Consider the following 18,507-nt stretch of genomic DNA (forward strand, 5'->3'; position numbering starts at 1 on the left):
TTTTTAGGCAAAACAGCACCATAAACCCCAATCATGCAAACCCTAGACAAAACTCAAGCAAAATTCGCTCAACTCGCAGCCCACCTCAGAGAAATTACGGACATCGAATCAGCCTCGTCGCTGCTGCATTGGGATCAAGCAACCTATATGCCCGCCAAAGGTGGAAGTGCCAGAGGCCGCCAGTTGGCCACCCTCAAACAAATATCCCACGAAAAATTTACCGATCCCAAAATTGGCGAACTCCTAGAAGACTTGCGTTTCTACGAACAAACCCTCCCCTACGACTCCACCGCAGCCAGCCTGATCCGCATCGCCCGCAGAGACTACGATCGCGCCGCCAGAGTCCCCGCCACCTTCATGTCCGCACTCTGCCGCCACCAAGCCGACTGCTACGAAGTTTGGGCCACAGCCAAAGCAGCCAACAACTTCGCAGCCGTCGAACCCTATCTCGAAAAAACCCTAGAATTAAGCAGGCAGTACGCCGAATTTTTTCCCGGATACGAACACATCGCCGATCCTTTGATCGATCGCAGCGACTACGGCATGAAAGTATCCCTGCTGCGCCCGCTGTTCGCCCAACTGCGTCAAGAATTAGTGCCGATAGTCGAAGCCATCACCTCACAACCTCCCGCCGACGACTCCTGCTTGCACCAAAAATTCTCAGAATCCCAACAACTAGAATTCACCCGCACAGTCGTACAACGCATGGGCTACGACTTCCAGCGCGGACGCCAAGACACCACCCTGCACCCGTTCATGACCAACTTCTCCATAGACGACGTGCGTATCACCACCCGCGTCTACGAAGATCACCTCGATCAAGCCCTCTTCAGCAGCATCCACGAAGCAGGCCACGCCCTCTACGAACTCGGCAATTCCCCGGAATTTGAAGGCACGCTTCTCGCTGGTGGCATTTCCTCCGGCGTGCACGAAAGCCAGTCGCGACTTTGGGAAAATTTAGTCGGGCGCAGTCGCGGTTTTTGGCAGTGTTTTTACCCGCAACTGCAAAGCTTGTTCCCGCAGCAGTTGGGCGCAGTATCCCCAGACGCATTTTACCGCGCCATTAACAAAGTCGCGCGATCGCTCGTCCGCACCGACGCTGACGAAGTAACCTACAACCTCCACGTCGCCATCCGCTTTGACCTAGAATTGGCAATGGTAGAAGGCAAACTCGCAGTCCGCGATCTCCCCGAAGCCTGGAACGATCGCTATAAAACAGACCTCGGCGTTGTCCCCGCCACCGACAGCGAAGGCGCTATGCAAGACGTTCACTGGTATGTGGGGACGATCGGCGGAATGTTCCAAGGTTACACCCTCGGCAACTTGATGAGCGCTCAATTCTACGAAACCGCAGTCAAAAACCATCCCTCCATTCCCGCACAAATCGAACAGGGCAATTTCAGCGTACTCCACGACTGGCTCAAACAAAACATCTACCAGCACGGCCGCAAATACACTGCTGTCGAATTGCTCGATCGCGTGACCGGTTCACCTTTAACTATCGATCCGTTTGTCCGTTACATTCGTCACAAATACGGGGAGTTTTATGTCATTTGAGGGATAGCAATTTCAGATTGCATACTTTAAGATGGGATAAAAAAAAGTAGGCGTCTAAAAAAAGAGGGCGATACTAATAAAACAGTATCGCCCTCTTTTTTTAGGAATGAGAATTAAATAACTTACACAAGTTTGTGGGGTGTCCCGCCCGCCCTTTTTGGACGGGATCTCCCGCCCATCCCACAATAAAAATAAAAATTGTAAGTTATTTAATTCGCGATCCTTAGACTAAAATCAAAAATCTCAAATAAGGGAGTATGTATGTCTGAACTCTTTCAGGCTGTTATTGCCAGCGACGAAAAAACCGACTTGCGGCAGTTTGCCAGCGATTTGCGGGTTTTGGGAAACAAATATTTACTGCGAAACGACATAGTTAACGCTTTTGCCGCCTACTGCACCCAATACGAAAAACCCGAACAGTTCCATCAATCTTCTCTATTGAGCAAACTGATTTACTACGTTCAGGAAATTATACTCGAAGAAGGCAGCCTTTGCGTGCTGCTGCGACCAAAAATTGCGACAATGGAAATAGTGCGAGTTGGAGACGACTTGACAGTCGAGCCGATGACAGTGCAAGAATTGCTCGACGTGCGCGATCGCTTCGTCAACCACTTTCACCCCCAAGAAGGCGACATCCTCGAACTAGATTTCGGCCCGTTTTACGACTATTCCCCCTCAATTCGCGACCCCAAAAACATCGGCAAAGGAGTACAATTCCTCAACCGATATATGTCCAGTAAACTGTTTCAAGACTCCAAACAGTGGCAGGAAACTCTGTTTGATTTCTTACGGATTCACCGCTACAACGGCGTACAATTACTAATTAACGATCGCATAAAATCCCAAGAACAACTTTCAGAACAAGTCAAAAAAGCCCTCACCTTTGTCAGCCAACTTTCTGAAGATGAACCCTACGAAAGATTTCGATTTGTCCTGCAAATGATGGGGTTGGACGCAGGTTGGGGAAATACCGCAGCCCGCGTTCAAGAAACCCTAGGAATTCTCGACGAATTAATCGATTCTCCCGACCCGCAAACCCTAGAAGCATTTATTTCTCGCATCCCGATGATTTTCAAAATCGTCCTAGTTTCTCCTCACGGCTGGTTCGGCCAAGAAGGAGTTTTGGGGCGGCCGGATACGGGAGGCCAGGTAGTTTATGTGCTCGATCAAGCGAAGAATTTAGAGAAACAACTGCAAGAAGACATTCATCTTGCCGGTCTCGATATTTTAGGCGCCAAACCAAAAGTAATTATTCTCACCCGCTTAATTCCTAACAGCGACGGCACGCGCTGCAACGAACGTTTAGAAAAAGTTCACGGCACAGAAAATGCTTGGATTTTGCGGGTTCCCTTCCGAGAATTCAATCCCAAATTGACTCAAAATTGGATTTCGAGGTTCGAGATTTGGCCTTATTTGGAAACTTACGCGATCGATGCCGAAAAAGAACTGCTGGCTGAGTTTCAGGGGAAGCCAGATTTAATTATTGGCAACTATTCTGACGGCAATTTGGTAGCATTTTTGCTGTCGCGCAAACTCAAAGTTACTCAGTGCAATATTGCCCACGCACTGGAAAAATCTAAATATTTGTTCAGCAATCTTTACTGGCAAGAATCTGAGGAAAAATACCATTTTGCGATGCAATTTACTGCCGATATTATTGCCATGAATGCGGCTAATTGTATTGTCAGCAGCACCTATCAAGAGATTGTGGGTAAACCCGATAGTGTTGGGCAGTACGAATCTTACAATTGTTTTACAATGCCGGATCTGTACCACGTCGTCAACGGCATTGAACTGTTCAGCCCTAAATTTAACGTGGTGCCGCCGGGAGTCAACGAAAGCGTATACTTTCCCTACACGCGCATAGAAGACAGGGTACAGGGCGATCGCGATCGGCTCAACGAACTGCTATTTACTCTAGAAGACCCGGAACAGGTCTTCGGAACACTCGACGACCCGCAAAAGCGCCCTTTATTTTCGATGGCCAGGCTCGATCGCATTAAAAACATGACCGGCTTAGCAGAATTGTTTGGCAAAAGCCAGGAATTGCAACAAAAATGCAACTTAATTCTAGTAGCTGGCAAGCTGAGAGTCGAAGAAACCGAAGACTACGAAGAAGCCGAAGAAATTAAAAAGCTTTACACAATTATCGACCAATACAACCTGCACGGTAAAATTCGCTGGCTGGGAGTGAGACTTTCCAAAAGCCTGTCCGGCGAAATCTACCGGGTAATCGCCGACGGCCAAGGTATATTTGTGCAGCCAGCCTTATTTGAAGCTTTCGGTTTGACAATTCTCGAAGCAATGATTACCGGCATTCCCACTTTTGGGACACAGTTTGGCGGCCCGCTGGAAATCATTCAAGACGGGGTAAATGGGTTTTATATCAACCCGACTCAACACCAGGAAACCGCCCAAAAAATTCTGGATTTTTTCTCAAAATGCGAACAAAATCCCAACTATTGGTATGAAATTTCCACGCGAGGAATTGACAGAGTTTACAGCACCTATACCTGGAAAATTCACACAACCAAGCTGCTGACGCTCGCCAGAACTTACGGTTTCTGGGACTACTCGTCTAAGGAAAACCGCGAAGATATGCTCCGCTACATAGAAGCGCTGTTTTATCTGATTTACAAGCCGAGAGCGAAGGCTTTATTGGCAGAGCACGCGAAGCGATAAGTGGCGAGTTTTGGTTTGTCGGGGCCGGTTGAACAAAAAAACTTTGCCTCTGATAAACAAACTTTGTACAAAACCCGCCTGTAAAGATTTGTAAATGAAAGCAGGTTTTGTACAATCAATACGTAGCTACAGTTTCATGGCTGACCGATAGGTAGCTAGAAACCCGGTTTCTACGAGTTTTGCGTGAAGTTCCGAGAAATCTCTGAAGAAACCGGGTTTAGTAAAGTCACGAGTCCGCACAGTTGAGCACCAATTCATAAAAGTATTGCTACATATGAATTGTCTGCAAGCACCTGTAGCGATACCCCACCGTGTCCTGCGCGGTGCGGTCTCTGCGACTTTTAATAATTAGTATATAATTGACAATTGTAGCAATAGTTCTTTGAATTGGTAGAAGAAACCCGGTTGATCAGCAAATATTGGCTTTGGTAACGAAACATCTCGGAAGAAACCGGGTTTCTGAGGATCAATAGTGCGAAGCTGCCCCTACTTCCAACTCGTAACTTTCAACTTGCAACTGCTGACTGCGGCTGTCTCCATTACCGAACTTCTAGAGACCTGGGCAGATATTTCTCAGAAAGCTATCCGGGTAATACAATTAGATTTAGAAACATGAGAACAGCGAAACTTTGTCAAACCTCACCAACAGGATGAAACTTATGCGTGTAACTACGGTTACGATTTTTAGCTTGCTAGCTCTGCTCGCTCCCGGGTTGACCAAAAAGGCAAATGCAGCCTTCGAGTCCAAACCGTTTGTGCAGGAACAGTACCGCAGAGACTTTGCAGCTCCTGCCGATCCGGGTGCGTCGGCACTGCCCGATGCAACTACCCGAGGAGATATGTTTAATAAGCCTTTTTACGCGGGCGAGCAGCAGCCTGTGAGAAAGGACAAAACAATCTCGGCGGGAGCAGACGGGCCAGAAGTTGCTGCCATACAGCAGCGGTTGCAAGTTCACGGTTTGGCGATCGGCACGATCGACGGTTCCTATGGTTCTCGCACCACATCGGCTGTCAGTGCTTTTCAGCAGTCTCAGGGCTTGAAGTCAGACGGCATTGTAGACAAAGAAACTTGGACAGCTTTAGCAGCAGATCCGGCGCCAGCTTCTGAAACTTTGCAGAGCAGTGCTCCCATTATTCAGAACAATGCTCCCATTGAGAGCAATGCTCCCATTCAGAATAGCGCTCCACTTCCCGGCGAAAATCCGGCAACTGCTCTGACTAAAGGCGCTGCCGGTTCCAAGGTGAAGACACTACAGGTGCGTTTGGAAGTACAGGGTTACGCTCCGGGCCCGATCGACGGCATTTTTGGCGCTCGCACTGCTACGGCTGTCAAGAAATTTCAGGAGTATCAGGGTTTGACGGCTGACGGTGTGGTGGATGCCACAACCTGGAAGGCGCTTGGTCAAAACTAAGTGACGAGTCAGAAATTGGGAAAATTGCTGTGGCGATAACTCATCAGTGAACCCGGTGTCCAACAATGACCGGGTTTCTCGATGTTGACGCATCGCTGTGTTGTGTGCTATCATAGTTGAATGTCAAAATGCGGATATGGCGAAATTGGCAGACGCGCCAGATTTAGGTTCTGGTTCCGAAAGGAGTGAAGGTTCAAGTCCTTTTATCCGCATACCATAGAAGACTGGGCGGTTGAAACCGCTTCTATACAAACAAAACCCGCATTGCCAAGGGTTGAAGAGTGTGCAGTTAAAATCACCGGATTTTATTAATTATCTTCAGTCGGCGTCCGGCGGACTTCGTTTGTGTAGACGCGGTTTCAACCGCCGTCGTATCTTAAAACCAGCGCTTTTTCAGTTTCTGCAAGTGCGATCGCCTCAAATTTTCCACCAACTGCCGCAACTGACCCAAATTTCCCGCTTCACCCCCGTACTTCCACCGCACGTAAGCTTGCGAAACTTCCTCAATTACCTCAGCTTCATCAGTTGGATGATGGCCGCGCATTGCCTCAGCATACTCCAAAGGCGTTTGAGCTTTCTGCTTGGCAAATCCCCGGCTCGCCAAATCCTTTAGCATTTGCTGGTAAACCCCCTCCACCGGCGGCAATTTCCCCAGCCAGCGCCGATAGCGCCACTTGCGCCACCCTTGCCAAATTAACCAGCCCATAAAGCCGAAGCCGATCGCACTAATTAACCCAATAAACAACCCCACCCAACCCCTAGCAAACTGTCCCAGAAACCAGCCCAGAATCAAACTGATCCAGCCAATCACAAAACCGATAACTGAATCGAGCCCGCTTCTCACAGGTGTCGGTAGCCAACCCGCGATCCACTTCCAGAACGATTCCAGCGCGCTAAAAGTCTGGTTGTCTTCCACCGAAGCCGGAATCAGCGGATAACCGGGAATTGGATTAAAACCCAACCAGCCGTGATTGGGAAAATATACCTCCGTCATCAAGAAAGCGTCGGTATTTTTCACAACATACAAACCCGTAAACGGGTTAAATTCTCCCGTATCGAAACCGCCAGCCACTCGCGCCGGAATCCCGATCGACCTGAGCATCATTGTCAGTACCGTCGAAAAGTGGTCTGGATATCCGCCTGTAACTTTTTTGCCGTCTTGGGTGTTTTGATAGCCAAACAGAAAACCCTCGACTAAATCTTCTGTTTCTTCCAAATAAGGCAAAGCTTTTACAAGTTTGTAATTCGGGTTTTGCTTCAAATATTGAGCTAAGTACAAAGCTTTTTCGTAGGGAGAATCGATCGCCCTCTCCGACTTAGAAACTCTAGTTCTCGCCAACAAGATTTCTTCAGTTTTTTCTCGCACCTTGGCGGCAATTTTCGGCGGCACATCCAAATAGAATTTGCGAATATTTTTTGGGTAATTAGTACCAGTTTGCCCCAACACAGAGCGATCGCGAAAAGGCACATTTGAAATCACCGTATAAGTCAAACCTTCCCGCAATTCCACAGGCGATCGCAAACCCCCCTCCGCATCCACAGCCACATCCTGCGTCGGAAAATAAAGTTCCTTCGGCTTAGCCAAAGCCGGAATCAAATTCGGCAACTGAGCCACAACAGTATAACTTTGAATCACTTCTTGAATCCGGGGCGCATTCGGATACGGATTCAGATAAAATTGAAAAGACCACCTAGGTCTATTTACCTTTTGAGCTTGTTCGTTGCGAGAAATTTCCCAACCTTGACCGGTATATTTGTCAAAGCCCAACACCCGCCAAAAACCCGGCGCCTGCGATCGCACCCGCATCACCACTTGAGGTTTCATTTCCCCCCGCAAGTTTTGATTGATGCGCTGGTTGAAACCGTAATAAAAAGTAGAGTCTACCTCTCCTGGCCCTTTGTCTGGGTTTCTCCCCCTTCCTCCGCCAGTTCCTTTTTCGTTTCCCCCTCTGACATACCCCGGATTCAGAATGCTGCGCGAGTCAAACTCCCCCTGATATTCAATGGGAGCGCTGACAGGAAAAGTCCGCAACTGATAGCCCGGGAGGCGCGGCAAAAACGCAAAAATAGTCAGCCCCAACCCGACAGTTATCAGTAGCAGCCCACCAAAATATTTGGGGGATAAAGTCGCAGCAAATAGCGACAAGTTGTTATTTTTGGCTTTACCTTCTGCCGAATGCTTGCTAATTTCTGGGTTCGAGAGTCCCAAGCGCGATCGGTAATCCAGCACCAAAGTCGGCAGCGCTAAAGCCAAGAACACCAACAGCAGCGGCCCAAAAGTCAGGGTTTGACTAATCGTCGCTGCTACACTCAACAGAATCAGCCCGATCACGATCGAATAGCCCAAATCCTTGCGGCGGGGCAAATCGAAACTGTGTAGCACTTGAATGTTAATTAACAGTTGCGCCAAAACTAACCGCGTATCGTTTAATTCTCCAACCAAGCGGGTAAAAAAAGCGAACAGCGCCACCAGCATGGCAATAGCTATGCAGAATTTAGCAGCTATATTGCGATCGCGACGGCGGTACCAACTCCAAGTTGCTCCCACAATACTAACAGGCACAGCCCACAGGTTCAGGGCTTCTTCAGCAGCAACATCAGTCGCCACAATTCCCACAATTACCAACAACTGAACTAGGATTCGCAGCAGTAAAGAATCCTCAGTCACCGGCGGAGGCATTGCCTCAATCTGCTCCCACAGCTTACCTAAAACAGGTATATTTCGCAGGTTATCAGTTGTCATGTGCACCCATCCAAGTCAGTGGATTTGAGATTTGATATTTGAGACTTCGGCGTGAGCGCTCAGTCGAACGATTTTAGATTGACTCCACAGATTCATCAGTGAGGGCTTTAACTAAGATCTAAAATTTCGCGCTTGCCACGACAGAAGTCGGGGGATTGCATCTGTTTTTGTGTGAGGTCAAACCACAGAGTAAAAATCTACATAATTTACTCTATTTTTACCTTTTTAATTGCTATCTTGTGTCGCTAAATTTGGACGAATAGCAAACATCAGAGGTCTGGTCTCGAAGTTTTGGAATCGAACTTCTAAGGCATAAATCTTGTCAGGTTGGGGGTCGAACAGCTCTACACTTAAATGCCCGGAATTCGGACGCTGTGCAGTTGCTTCGGCATCTCCTCCCTTGAGTTCCAAACTTCCGGCCCCAGGAAATTGGCAGTCAACTCTCAAACACGGCATTGGTGGTTCTGTATTGCGGTTGGACAGGTATTGAGCCTCCAGATTCAGCGATCCCAAAGCAGTCAACCACTCCCGCGAAATCGGCGACTGATTTACAGGACAATTCAAAGTTAGAGACTCAATGATTTCTCGGGCTGCCAACAGCGACATTATCATTTGTTGGTTGGTAGTCGCCGCTTCGTAATTCGGGAAATCTTCTACTTCTAAATCTCCCCTGGCAGCACCCATGAGTACGAAACCAGCTAATTTGTTGAGTTCCTGAGACTGGCCTGGAAACAAGCTATCTACAGCGCGAACTAACTTTGCTCCTTCCAGCAGCGACGACATTACCAGTTCCTGACAAGGTTCTAGCAGTTGAGCAAAAACCCCTTGGGCGATCGGAATTGGCAGGCGACCCCATCTAATATTTTGTAGTTGGGGAGTCCAGAGGTGCAGGGGGGGAACCCATTGAGGGACTGCATCGTCCGGGTAATCGTGGTCGTAGCTTTTGAGTTCTGTTTCCCAGGGGAACAGCGGCGGGTTGGATTCAATTTCGGCTCTAAGCCTCTCTTTTAACAAGGTCTGAAAACGGTCTTGCACGGTCGGTATTTCTCCAATAGTCAGCGGTTGTGCGGGTGCATTGCTGTGCGCCCCCACTTCTAAATAGTCCAGCGGGTCTGGTTCGTCCCATTCCCAGTATTCCACCCCGGAATTCTCTTCTGTGTCGCTCCACTCTTCTGAGCGAGAGGGCACATTGAAGTTTTCCCGATCTTCTTCACTAGAGGCATTCGCGATTGGCGCCTGCAATATCCAGTCTAAAAAATGGCGCTCGAAAGCCTCTGCATCCCTGTTCGTTTCGTTATTCATCACTAGATGCCCCTTCTCCGGAATCTGAACTATTTCGCAATTCCCAGGCAAGTTCCAGCAACTTAAACCACCGTTTCTGTACCTGGGCTACCGTACTGCCGAGGGTTTGCGCGATCGCCGACTCTGACAGACCCTGTTGTTTCAACTTTAACAAACGCTGCCCCTCTGGGCCAATTCGATCGCCAAAAGCCTGCCACTGAGAAGGCAGCAAACCCAGATTGCGGTCTAAGTCTGCTTCCAGCCACTGGTGAACGAGTTCCCAGCGGTGCGACATGGCGAACCTGAGCAAATGGTACTTGAAGCGCTGCTGCAAATAGTCTCTTTGGCGGGGAGTTATGCCCAGCAGCGACTCTATTTCATTAGTCGGCAAGTCTTGCAAGCGCAGCACGAAGTAATCGGCGCAGTCTTGCTGGTTGCGCTCCTTCAAGTAAGCGATTAAGTCGTCTATCACGTTTTGCCGCAGAGATTCTGACTCCTCGCCTAGCGGGCGAATTGCCGATGAACCGTGTCCGGCCATCGCTTCCCTCACCGAGTGTACCGAGGTGTCGTTCCAAGTTTGGTCGGAATCTGAAGCCCCTCCGTCGGCGGCTTGTTCCATATCTACGGAGGTTTCTTTGGGCTGCTGCTGGGAAAAGGTTTGCGCCCGCAAAATAATTAGTTGCTGGCTGCGGTTTCGAGGTAAAGGAATGCGCCGCTTGCCGAAGCGCTCTACAAAGGCCATGTACTCTGCTAGTTCTAAGCGAGTGCGGGGACTGTAGGTAGGTGGCAGTTGCGTTTCGCGCCGGAATGCCTTTAAAGCTTCTAGATAAAATCCTTGTAAAAAATCTTTGATCAGTTCTACTCGCGCCTGATAGCTAGACTGCACCTGGGGAGGGGTGATGAAGCGATAGACGATCGCGCTGAGGGTACTGTGCAATTCTACTCGCCCGGGCCCGGAGCCTAAATTGTAGTAGTGGAGGCATTGTTGCAAGCGGTGATGAGCGAGGCTCTGGGCTGAACCTTCTATGTCTCCGGAGTTTTGAATCCGCTGGCTTTCTGTGCATATCCTGGTGACTTCTGCTGCGAGTCGTCCTGCTACATCTTGGCAGTTCTGCTCAGATGCGCGAGTGGACTTTTTGAGTTCGTCTAGCAGCAGTTCAAATATGGTTTCCACGCTCTGGCAGATTTCCCGCATGATGGTTTACAGCTCACATTGAAAGTAGCACACCCTGAGACTTTAAATTTACGATTTTAGATTTTATAGTGGGAAGTGCTAGATATCACATACTTGGCCCTGCACCTGTTACCCTGAAATTCTTCAACTCAAATCTCAAATTAACTGACTAATGGATTTAGATCAACAGATTCGATCGCTGATCGACAAAGCTCCGCCCGACGGTTCCACGCCACAAATCCTAAAGGCGATCGCCCCGGCGCTGATTTTAATTGCCCAGCAGCTACAGCACCTCGAATACTCTATCCTGCAAGCGCTAGACCAAAGTTGGGCCATCGTGGTTTTGAGCAATCTCAAGCAACCGGGACGGGAGAAGAAGGTGATTTATGCTTTTTCCAGTCTTCCTGATGCGTCCGCCGCCGCCGCGGCTGGGGGCGATCGCCTCAGACCCGTGCCTTTGCCTGTCACTCACATTTTATTTCAAATGATCGCCCTCGAAGGTCTAGACAGCATTGTTTTCTTTGAAAATCCCGGCAATCAGGAAGTCGGGACGGAAATCCCTCGCCAGCAAGTGCAGGACTTAATTAACGTTTACTTGCAACAGTATCGATCGGCTCCACCGCCAGATATTGCCTAAACAACTCAATTTATGATTAATTGGTAATTGGGCATTAGGCATTGGGCATTACCCCTTACCAATTACCCATTACCAATTCCCTGTAAAGTGTAACTTCTGAACTGTTAATAAACTCGGCTCAAAACGTATTCTGCTAAATCTATCAAAGCTTGACGGGACTCTGAATGGGGCAGCGCAGCTAAGTATTGGACGGCTTGCTGTGCGTGATCCGTGGCTAGTTCTCGCGATCGCTCTATACCTCGAGAATCTTCTACCAATGCCAGGGCTTGCTCTAGATCTCCTTCTTGAGCGAACTCGCGTTCTATGAGAACTTCCAAGTAAGGCTTTTCTTCCAGGGCAAATAGCGCTGGTGCTGTCAGATTACCGCCGATCAGATCCGAGCCTGCGGGCTTCCCCAAAGTTTCCGTTGAAGCGGTGAAATCCAATATATCATCTACTATTTGGAATGCCAAGCCAATGTTGCGACCGTAGTTGTACAAATCGTCTGCTATTTCTGCTGAAACCTCGCTCAAACAGCCGGCTGCTTTGGAACTGTTGGCAATTAAAGACGCTGTTTTGTAATAACTTTTTTCGAGGTACGCTTCGATCGACAAACTGGTATCAAATCCATTTAGTCCCTGTTGAATTTCCCCCTCTGCTAAATCCATAATCACTTCTGAAAGCAGTTTGACTACTGGCAGGTTGTCCAGATTTGCCAAATGCCAGCTCGATTGAGCAAACAGAAAATCTCCCGCCAACACAGCCACTCGGTTGTTAAACCGACTGTGTACCGTCGGTACTCCCCGTCGCAGATCCGACTCGTCTACCACGTCGTCGTGAACCAGACTGGCTGTGTGGATCATTTCCGTGATTTCCGCGAGGCGGCGGTGTTTTTCCGTGATTTCCCCATCGGGCATCGTCGCCTTGGCCATCAACAAGACTATTGCGGGTCTCACCCGTTTTCCCTTTGTGCCGAATAAGTATTCCGCAGCCGCGTACAAGATGGGATGACGGGCACCCACTAACTGTTTTAAGTTTTCTGTCAACAGTCGCAGGTCTTCTTCAACCGAGGAAAATAGGAGAGTGCTAGAGATCATGGATACGCCGACTCAAGCCGTAAAGTAACAAAATTTTACATATCATATCTTTATTTTAAGGTAATTCTCTGCAATAGGGAAGAGGAATTTAGGCGATGCCACTTATTTCTCCTCTGCTACTAGCGCGGGCCCCGCCCCACTGCCTCGGGCCAGTAGCCGACTGGCAGAGGGGTTGCCCCTATTGTATCGAATTGTTAAGCACACGGCAAAAAAATCTGTAAATCCCAGAAACCCTATGTTATTATAAGTATTAAGGATTTAAACAATTCTATACATTAAGTACAGCCAGACTGGCAGGTAGCTTTCAGATGCCTGTAAGAGTTTCGTAGAGCCAGCCTTGTTAGTCCGATCGCAGCGAAAATTTCTGGTGCAAATTTTTAGTCCCTCGCGGCTAAAAATTTTCCGGAGTCAAGAGCACCGCATCTTGTGTGCGCGGTAGCTCAAAGCAGCTAAGGTGGATGGTTTGAGGCTGTTGAAGCATCTGTAAAGCAGTAAATCATTATTGACCGGGAACGTCTAAATGTTCCCACAGGCTTGATATGGAAAAGCAGCCTTCAGAACCAAGGCACGGTCTTGCGTGCTGACTTAATGTAGTAGGTCTTGAACTCCTCCTCCTCCTCCTAGTCCTTGACTTTTGGTTCTAATTATGATTTATCGCGATATTCCTCTAATTATTCCCATTCTGGCCGCCGGCTATGTAATGACTATTTATGTACTGCTGATCTTGGCCGAACGCAGCGCTAAAATAACTCGATTGGGCGAGTAGTACACTGCTCTGCCGCCGCATCGGGTAACCGGGCGATCGCCTCACCACACTCGAATTCTGAATACTCAATCATAACCCTGCCTTGAATGCTTGCGCTCAAAGGCAGGGTTATTATGTAAAAGTACGGGTACCGTGATGTTCTGGGACGAGTTACTCAGAAGTCTGAGCATATTTGTGGCGATAGCTGCGGACACATATCAGTCGTTACACTGATATAAATGCTGCTGCTCCCTAAGATTTTGCGGTTATGCTCAACTTTCCCGGCTACAAAATTTTCAGGAAAATCTATGAAAGCGATCGATCTCTAGTTTACCGGGGAGTGCGATCGGCCGACGCTCAGCCCGCAATCTTCAAGATACTCAAGCAAGACTACATCAAGCGGTGCTTAACTTGCTGGGTGAGGCAGATAATCCCTGCAATTTATCGGGGACAGCTTGCCAAGAAGAGTATCTGCTGCCGCTGCTTGCGAAAGCGAACGATCGCACGGGAGTTCATTACTTTTATTTGCACAAACTCATACTATGTTATTTGTTCGGGGATTTATCGCAAGCACTGGAAAATGCAGCTAAATTTAGAGAATGTTTAACGGCAGGAACGAGTATTTTAACTGTACCACTCTTTCATTTTTATGATTCTTTTGCTGCACGCACCATTGCTGAATCAAGGTCTATTAATTGGAATATTTTATTTAGAAAATAATTTAACTACCAGTGCTTTTACTGATGACAGGGTGGAGGTTTTGCAACTGTTATCAACGCAGGCTGCTGTTTCTATTGCTAATGCTAAACTTTATGCAGAAGTGCGGGAAAGTCAAAGCAAATTGACGCAATTTTTAGAAGCTGTACCTGTGGGTATTACTGTACACAATCCCCAGGGCAAGGTATCGTACATCAATCAAACCGGACAGCGGTTGCTGGGTCAAGTTTTTGCGGCCTCACCTACAGGTGAAGAGTTAGTTTCATCTGCTCAAATTTATATTTCAGGAAGCGACAGCTTGTGTTCTGACCAACAATTGCCGACTCAGCGAGCTCTCAAAGGCGAAAATGCGATCGCCGATAATTTAGAAGTCCGCAGAAACGGCAAGATTGTGCCTTTGGAAATGCACTCGAAACCGATTTTTGATCACAAAAACAATATTGTCTATGCAATTACGGCTTTTAGCGATATCACCGCTCGCAAGCAAGCTGACAAACTAATAGCAGAGTACAACAGAACTTTGGAAATGCAAGTAGCCGATCGCACCAGAGAACTCTCCGAAGCCCTGCAAAACCTGCAAACAACGCAGCGAGAGCTGATTCAATCGGAAAAAATGGCAGCATTGGGACAGCTAGTTGCCAGCGTCGCTCACGAAATCAATACTCCGCTGGGTGCGATTCGCTCGTCTGTCGAAAATTTAGCCGATTTCTTCAATCAAAATCTTGCGGAAGTTGTCGATTTTTTCCACAATATGTCCCCCGAGCGCTACTCGGATTTATTGAGGCTGCTGCCGAAATACCAGCCGCAGGCGATCGGCTTTTCCAACCGAGAAAAACGCCAGCTTAAAAGGGATTTGGTTCGGCAGCTATCAAAATTCTGTGGCAAATCCTGAAACAGTAGCTGATACTTTGGTTGACATCGGCATTTACAACAATCTCGAATCTATTTTGCCTTTACTGCAAGACCCAACCAGCTCCGATATTTTACAGCGAGCCTATCAAATTGCTACTTTGCAAAGAAGCACGAATACTATTATCACAGCTACAGATAGAGCAGCAAAAGTAGTTTTTGCTCTCAAAACATATTCTCGCTCCAACTGTACGGGAGAAAAGGTAATGGGCAATATTATTGAGGGCATTGAAACTATATTAACTCTTTATTATAGCCAACTAAAACAGGGAGTAGAAGTTGTCACAAATTATCAAGATGGACTGCCTGAAGTGCTGTGCTATCCAGACGAGCTCAATCAAGTTTGGACAAATCTGATTCACAATGCTATTGGGGCAATGGACAATTGCGGAGTTTTAACACTAGAGGTGAGAGCAGAAAATCAGAGCCTGCGGGTGGGCGTCACCGATAGCGGCAAGGGAATTGCCCCGGAGATTTTGCCGCGCATATTTGAGCCGTTCTTTACCACAAAACCCGCCGGGGAAGGCACTGGCTTGGGATTGGATATTGTTAAAAAAATTGTGGAAAAACATTCGGGTAACATAGAAGTAACATCAGTTATCGGTCAAACGACCTTTACCGTATCAATTCCGATCGCCGTTTAGCACTCTAGCACTAGAAATTATACCTATGCACGGTCAAAATGTAACTTTAGACCGATGTCAAACCTTGATGGCGGTCAGTGTGCCACGATTGTCAAATCTCAAATCTAAAATGGTATTAATTGCTGATTCCGCCTGCATATCTCTCCCTTGATTTGCCCATGTCAACAACAGTTTCTGATACCCAAAGCTTGCTAGCACAGGCGATCGACCTCAAACTGCCGGTGCTGCCTCCAGATACGCCCTTGACAGTCGCGATCGCCGCGATGACTCAGGCGATCGCCAGTTGCGTTTTAATCGCTGTTGAGGGGCAACTGCTCGGAATTTTTACAGAGCGCGATGTTGTGAAAATAACTGCTAGCGAAATACCACTAGCAGGGATGATAATTGCTGAGGTAATGACTGAAAGACCGATCGCCATTTCCCTCGATGCAGCGGAGAATATTTTCAAGGTATTTAGCATATTGCGAGCGGCAAAAATTCGTCACTTGCCCGTCACAGACGAATGCGGAAACTTGCTGGGCGCCATCAGCGGCGAAAGCATCCGTAAAATCCTGAAACCGGGCGACTTGCTACAAATGCGACGCGCCCAAGAAATTATGATCGCAGAAGTAATAGTTGCCTCAACTACCACCTCAGTTTTAGAAATCGCAAAACAGATGGCAACCCACCGCAAAAGCTGCATAGTTATTTGCACTGAGTGCGACAACAAAAATCACAAACCTGTGGGCATAATTACAGAACGCGACATGGTTAAATTCCAAGCTGGCGGACTCGATTTTGTCGGGACGACGGCCGCCGCCGCGATGAGTTTTCCCCTGATACCGCTGCAAATAACAGCCACATTGTGGCAGGCCAACCAGTTCATGCAGCAGCACCACATCCGGCGCTTGGTGGTGGTGGACGAATCAGGATATTTAGCAGGAATTGTGACCCAAAGTAGCCTGCTGTACGCCTTAGATCCGGTAGAAATGCTCACGAATGTCGAGGTTTTGCAGGAAACAGTTGCCGAAAAGATCCAGGAGTTAAAAAAAGTGAACGAACAATTGCAAAAAGAAGCACTGCGGAGAACCGAAGTAGAGGAACAGTTGCGGCTTTTAAATGAAAATTTAGAAGAACAAATTAAGCTGCGAACCTTAGAATTAATTAAAGCTAACAGTCAGTTAAAGAAGGAAATACAAGACCGTGCCACTGCTGAAGCTGAAGTCCGCCGCCTCAACACAGAACTCGAACAGCGAGTGCGAGCTCGCACTGTTCAACTAGCAGCCAGCAACGAGAATTTGCAGCAAGAAATTAGGGGTCGCAAATTGCTAGAAGAAAAATTGCACTTTTCTGAAAGCAAAGTTCGCGCGGTTTTTGAAGCGATGCCAGACATAGTTCTGCTGCTAGACAGTCAGGGGAATATAGAAGTTTTGCCAACAAATACGGCGGCCTTTTCCGAGCCTGATTGCGATATAGTCAGTTTGACTATCGAACATTTTTTTGATGACGAAAACCCGGATGATTGGTGGATGTTAGTTCAGCAAGTGTTAGAGACGCAACAAACGCTAAATTTCGACTACAGCTTGACAGTTGGCGGCCGCGAAATTTGGTTTTCCGCCTGTATTTCTCTGTTCTCAAAAGATGCAGTGATTTGGGTTGCCCGCAACATCAGCGCCCGCAAACTAGCAGAGTCAGCGCTGTCCCAAAAAAATACAGAATTAGCTCATACGCTGGAAGAACTCAAACGCACTCAACAAGAACTGATTCAATCTGAAAAAATGGCAGCACTGGGACAGTTAATTGCCGGAGTTGCCCACGAAATCAATTCTCCTTTAGGGGCGATTCGCTCCTCGGTGCAGAATATCGCCGACTTCTGGGCCGAACAATTACAGCAGTTGCCGATGTTTTTCCAGCAACTATCCCCGGAACGGCAGCAGGATTTCTTTGCCCTGCTGCACAAGTCAAGCCAAGAAACAGACACTTTATCTAGTAAAGAAAAACGTCAGTTGAAAAAGATTTTGCAGCGGCAATTAGAAGCAGAAGAAATTGACAATGCAGACAGCCTTGCTTGTACCTTGTTAGATATTGGTATCTGCGATAATGTAGAACCTTTTTTACCTTTGTTTAAAGACCCCAAAAGTCCCAATATTTTACAAATTGCCTACGAATTCGCTACGGTACAAAAAAGCACTAAAAATATTGCTACTGCGACAGATAGGGCAGCTAAAATTGTTTTTGCCTTGAAAAGCTACTCTCGTTACGACCAGTCTGGCTCTAAGGCGATCGCGAATATTGCTGACGGCATTGATACTGTTTTAACACTTTACCACTACCAAATCAAAAATGGTGTGGAAGTGGTCAGAAACTATGGTACTGATTTGCCCTCTGTGTTATGCTATCCTGATGAACTCAATCAAGTTTGGACAAATTTGGTTCACAATGCTTTACAAGCGATGGGCAACAAAGGAGTGTTGAAAATTGATGTCAAACACCAAGATAACTCAATATCAGTCAGTATTACCGACAGCGGTAAAGGCATTCCCCCAGAGATTATGCCGAGAATTTTTGAGCCTTTTTTTACGACAAAACCTCCTGGAGAAGGCAGCGGGTTGGGATTAGATATAGTTAATAAGATCGTGGAAAAACACCAAGGTAAACTGCAAGTAGAAAGTGTGCCAGGTCAAACAAAATTTACTGTATTCTTGCCCATCGAAACCACGGGCGGCGATTAAAAAAAAACGCCACTATACGCCCCAATTTGCCAATCCAAACAAGGAAAAAAATATGCCCAAGCCAGTAATTTTGTGCGTTGACGATGAAATTGTAATTTTAAACAGTTTGAAAATTCAGCTTAAAAAAGAATTTGGGGATGCTTAAGCTGTTTGACATCTAAATTGCATTGGGTATATAATACTACAGTTATACTTAATTCAAAGTAATGCCAGTTAAAA

At 47.4% G+C, this 18,507-nt stretch carries 12 protein-coding genes and 1 tRNA gene; 9 read left to right on the top strand and 4 right to left on the bottom strand.

From position 1 onward, the window contains the following. Window positions 1-33 precede the first annotated feature (33 nt). From QUB68_RS23200 to QUB68_RS23215, 4 genes are all read left to right on the top strand, one after another. A complete protein-coding gene (locus QUB68_RS23200; protein ID WP_332996859.1) occupies window positions 34-1,557 on the top strand; it encodes a carboxypeptidase M32 in 1,524 nt (507 codons plus the stop codon). Between the two features lie 261 nt (window positions 1,558-1,818). Beyond that, entirely contained in the window at window positions 1,819-4,239 is a 2,421-nt protein-coding gene (locus tag QUB68_RS23205) for a sucrose synthase (RefSeq protein WP_332996860.1), read from the top strand. A 659-nt stretch (window positions 4,240-4,898) separates the two neighbouring features. Beyond that, window positions 4,899-5,651: a peptidoglycan-binding domain-containing protein gene (locus tag QUB68_RS23210; protein ID WP_332996862.1), complete on the top strand. Its 753-nt coding sequence runs from the start codon at window positions 4,899-4,901 to the stop codon at window positions 5,649-5,651. Between the two features lie 130 nt (window positions 5,652-5,781). After that, window positions 5,782-5,863 (top strand) — tRNA-Leu (locus tag QUB68_RS23215). A 164-nt stretch (window positions 5,864-6,027) separates the two neighbouring features. On the opposite strand, the gene QUB68_RS23220 is transcribed toward QUB68_RS23215, so the two are convergent. The 3 genes from QUB68_RS23220 to hetZ all read right to left on the bottom strand — a co-directional run bounded on the left by QUB68_RS23220 (window position 6,028) and on the right by hetZ (window position 10,870). Then, window positions 6,028-8,394 carry a DUF3488 and DUF4129 domain-containing transglutaminase family protein gene (locus QUB68_RS23220; protein ID WP_332996863.1) on the bottom strand — a complete coding sequence of 789 codons (2,367 nt, stop codon included), beginning with the start codon at window positions 8,392-8,394 and terminating at the stop codon, window positions 6,028-6,030. Between the two features lie 225 nt (window positions 8,395-8,619). Next, window positions 8,620-9,696 carry a hypothetical protein gene (locus tag QUB68_RS23225; RefSeq protein ID WP_332996865.1) on the bottom strand — a complete coding sequence of 359 codons (1,077 nt, stop codon included), beginning with the start codon at window positions 9,694-9,696 and terminating at the stop codon, window positions 8,620-8,622. After that, window positions 9,689-10,870 carry a heterocyst differentiation protein HetZ gene (hetZ, locus tag QUB68_RS23230; RefSeq protein ID WP_332996866.1) on the bottom strand — a complete coding sequence of 394 codons (1,182 nt, stop codon included), beginning with the start codon at window positions 10,868-10,870 and terminating at the stop codon, window positions 9,689-9,691. The genes QUB68_RS23225 and hetZ overlap by 8 nt, the downstream gene beginning before the upstream one ends. 151 nt (window positions 10,871-11,021) lie before the next feature. On the opposite strand from hetZ, the gene QUB68_RS23235 reads away from it, so the two are divergent. Continuing rightward, a complete protein-coding gene (locus QUB68_RS23235) occupies window positions 11,022-11,486 on the top strand; it encodes a hypothetical protein (protein WP_332996867.1) in 465 nt (154 codons plus the stop codon). 104 nt (window positions 11,487-11,590) lie between these two features. On the opposite strand, the gene sds is transcribed toward QUB68_RS23235, so the two are convergent. Then, complete coding sequence (gene sds, locus QUB68_RS23240) at window positions 11,591-12,562, bottom strand: solanesyl diphosphate synthase (protein ID WP_332996869.1); 972 nt, start codon at window positions 12,560-12,562, stop codon at window positions 11,591-11,593. Between the two features lie 1,013 nt (window positions 12,563-13,575). On the opposite strand from sds, the gene QUB68_RS23245 reads away from it, so the two are divergent. The 4 genes from QUB68_RS23245 to QUB68_RS23260 all read left to right on the top strand — a co-directional run bounded on the left by QUB68_RS23245 (window position 13,576) and on the right by QUB68_RS23260 (window position 18,288). Then, a complete protein-coding gene (locus tag QUB68_RS23245; RefSeq protein WP_332996871.1) occupies window positions 13,576-13,914 on the top strand; it encodes a hypothetical protein in 339 nt (112 codons plus the stop codon). A gap of 42 nt (window positions 13,915-13,956) precedes the next feature. Further along, entirely contained in the window at window positions 13,957-14,916 is a 960-nt protein-coding gene (locus QUB68_RS23250) for a PAS domain S-box protein (RefSeq protein WP_332996873.1), read from the top strand. Beyond that, entirely contained in the window at window positions 14,903-15,577 is a 675-nt protein-coding gene (locus QUB68_RS23255) for a sensor histidine kinase (RefSeq protein ID WP_332996875.1), read from the top strand. Before QUB68_RS23250 ends, QUB68_RS23255 begins: the two co-directional genes overlap by 14 nt. 158 nt (window positions 15,578-15,735) lie before the next feature. Further along, a complete protein-coding gene (locus tag QUB68_RS23260) occupies window positions 15,736-18,288 on the top strand; it encodes a CBS domain-containing protein (protein WP_332996876.1) in 2,553 nt (850 codons plus the stop codon). The last annotated feature ends 219 nt before the right edge of the window (window positions 18,289-18,507 follow it).

It is taken from the genome of Microcoleus sp. A006_D1 (assembly GCF_036702805.1).
Lineage (GTDB): Bacteria > Cyanobacteriota > Cyanobacteriia > Cyanobacteriales > Microcoleaceae > Microcoleus.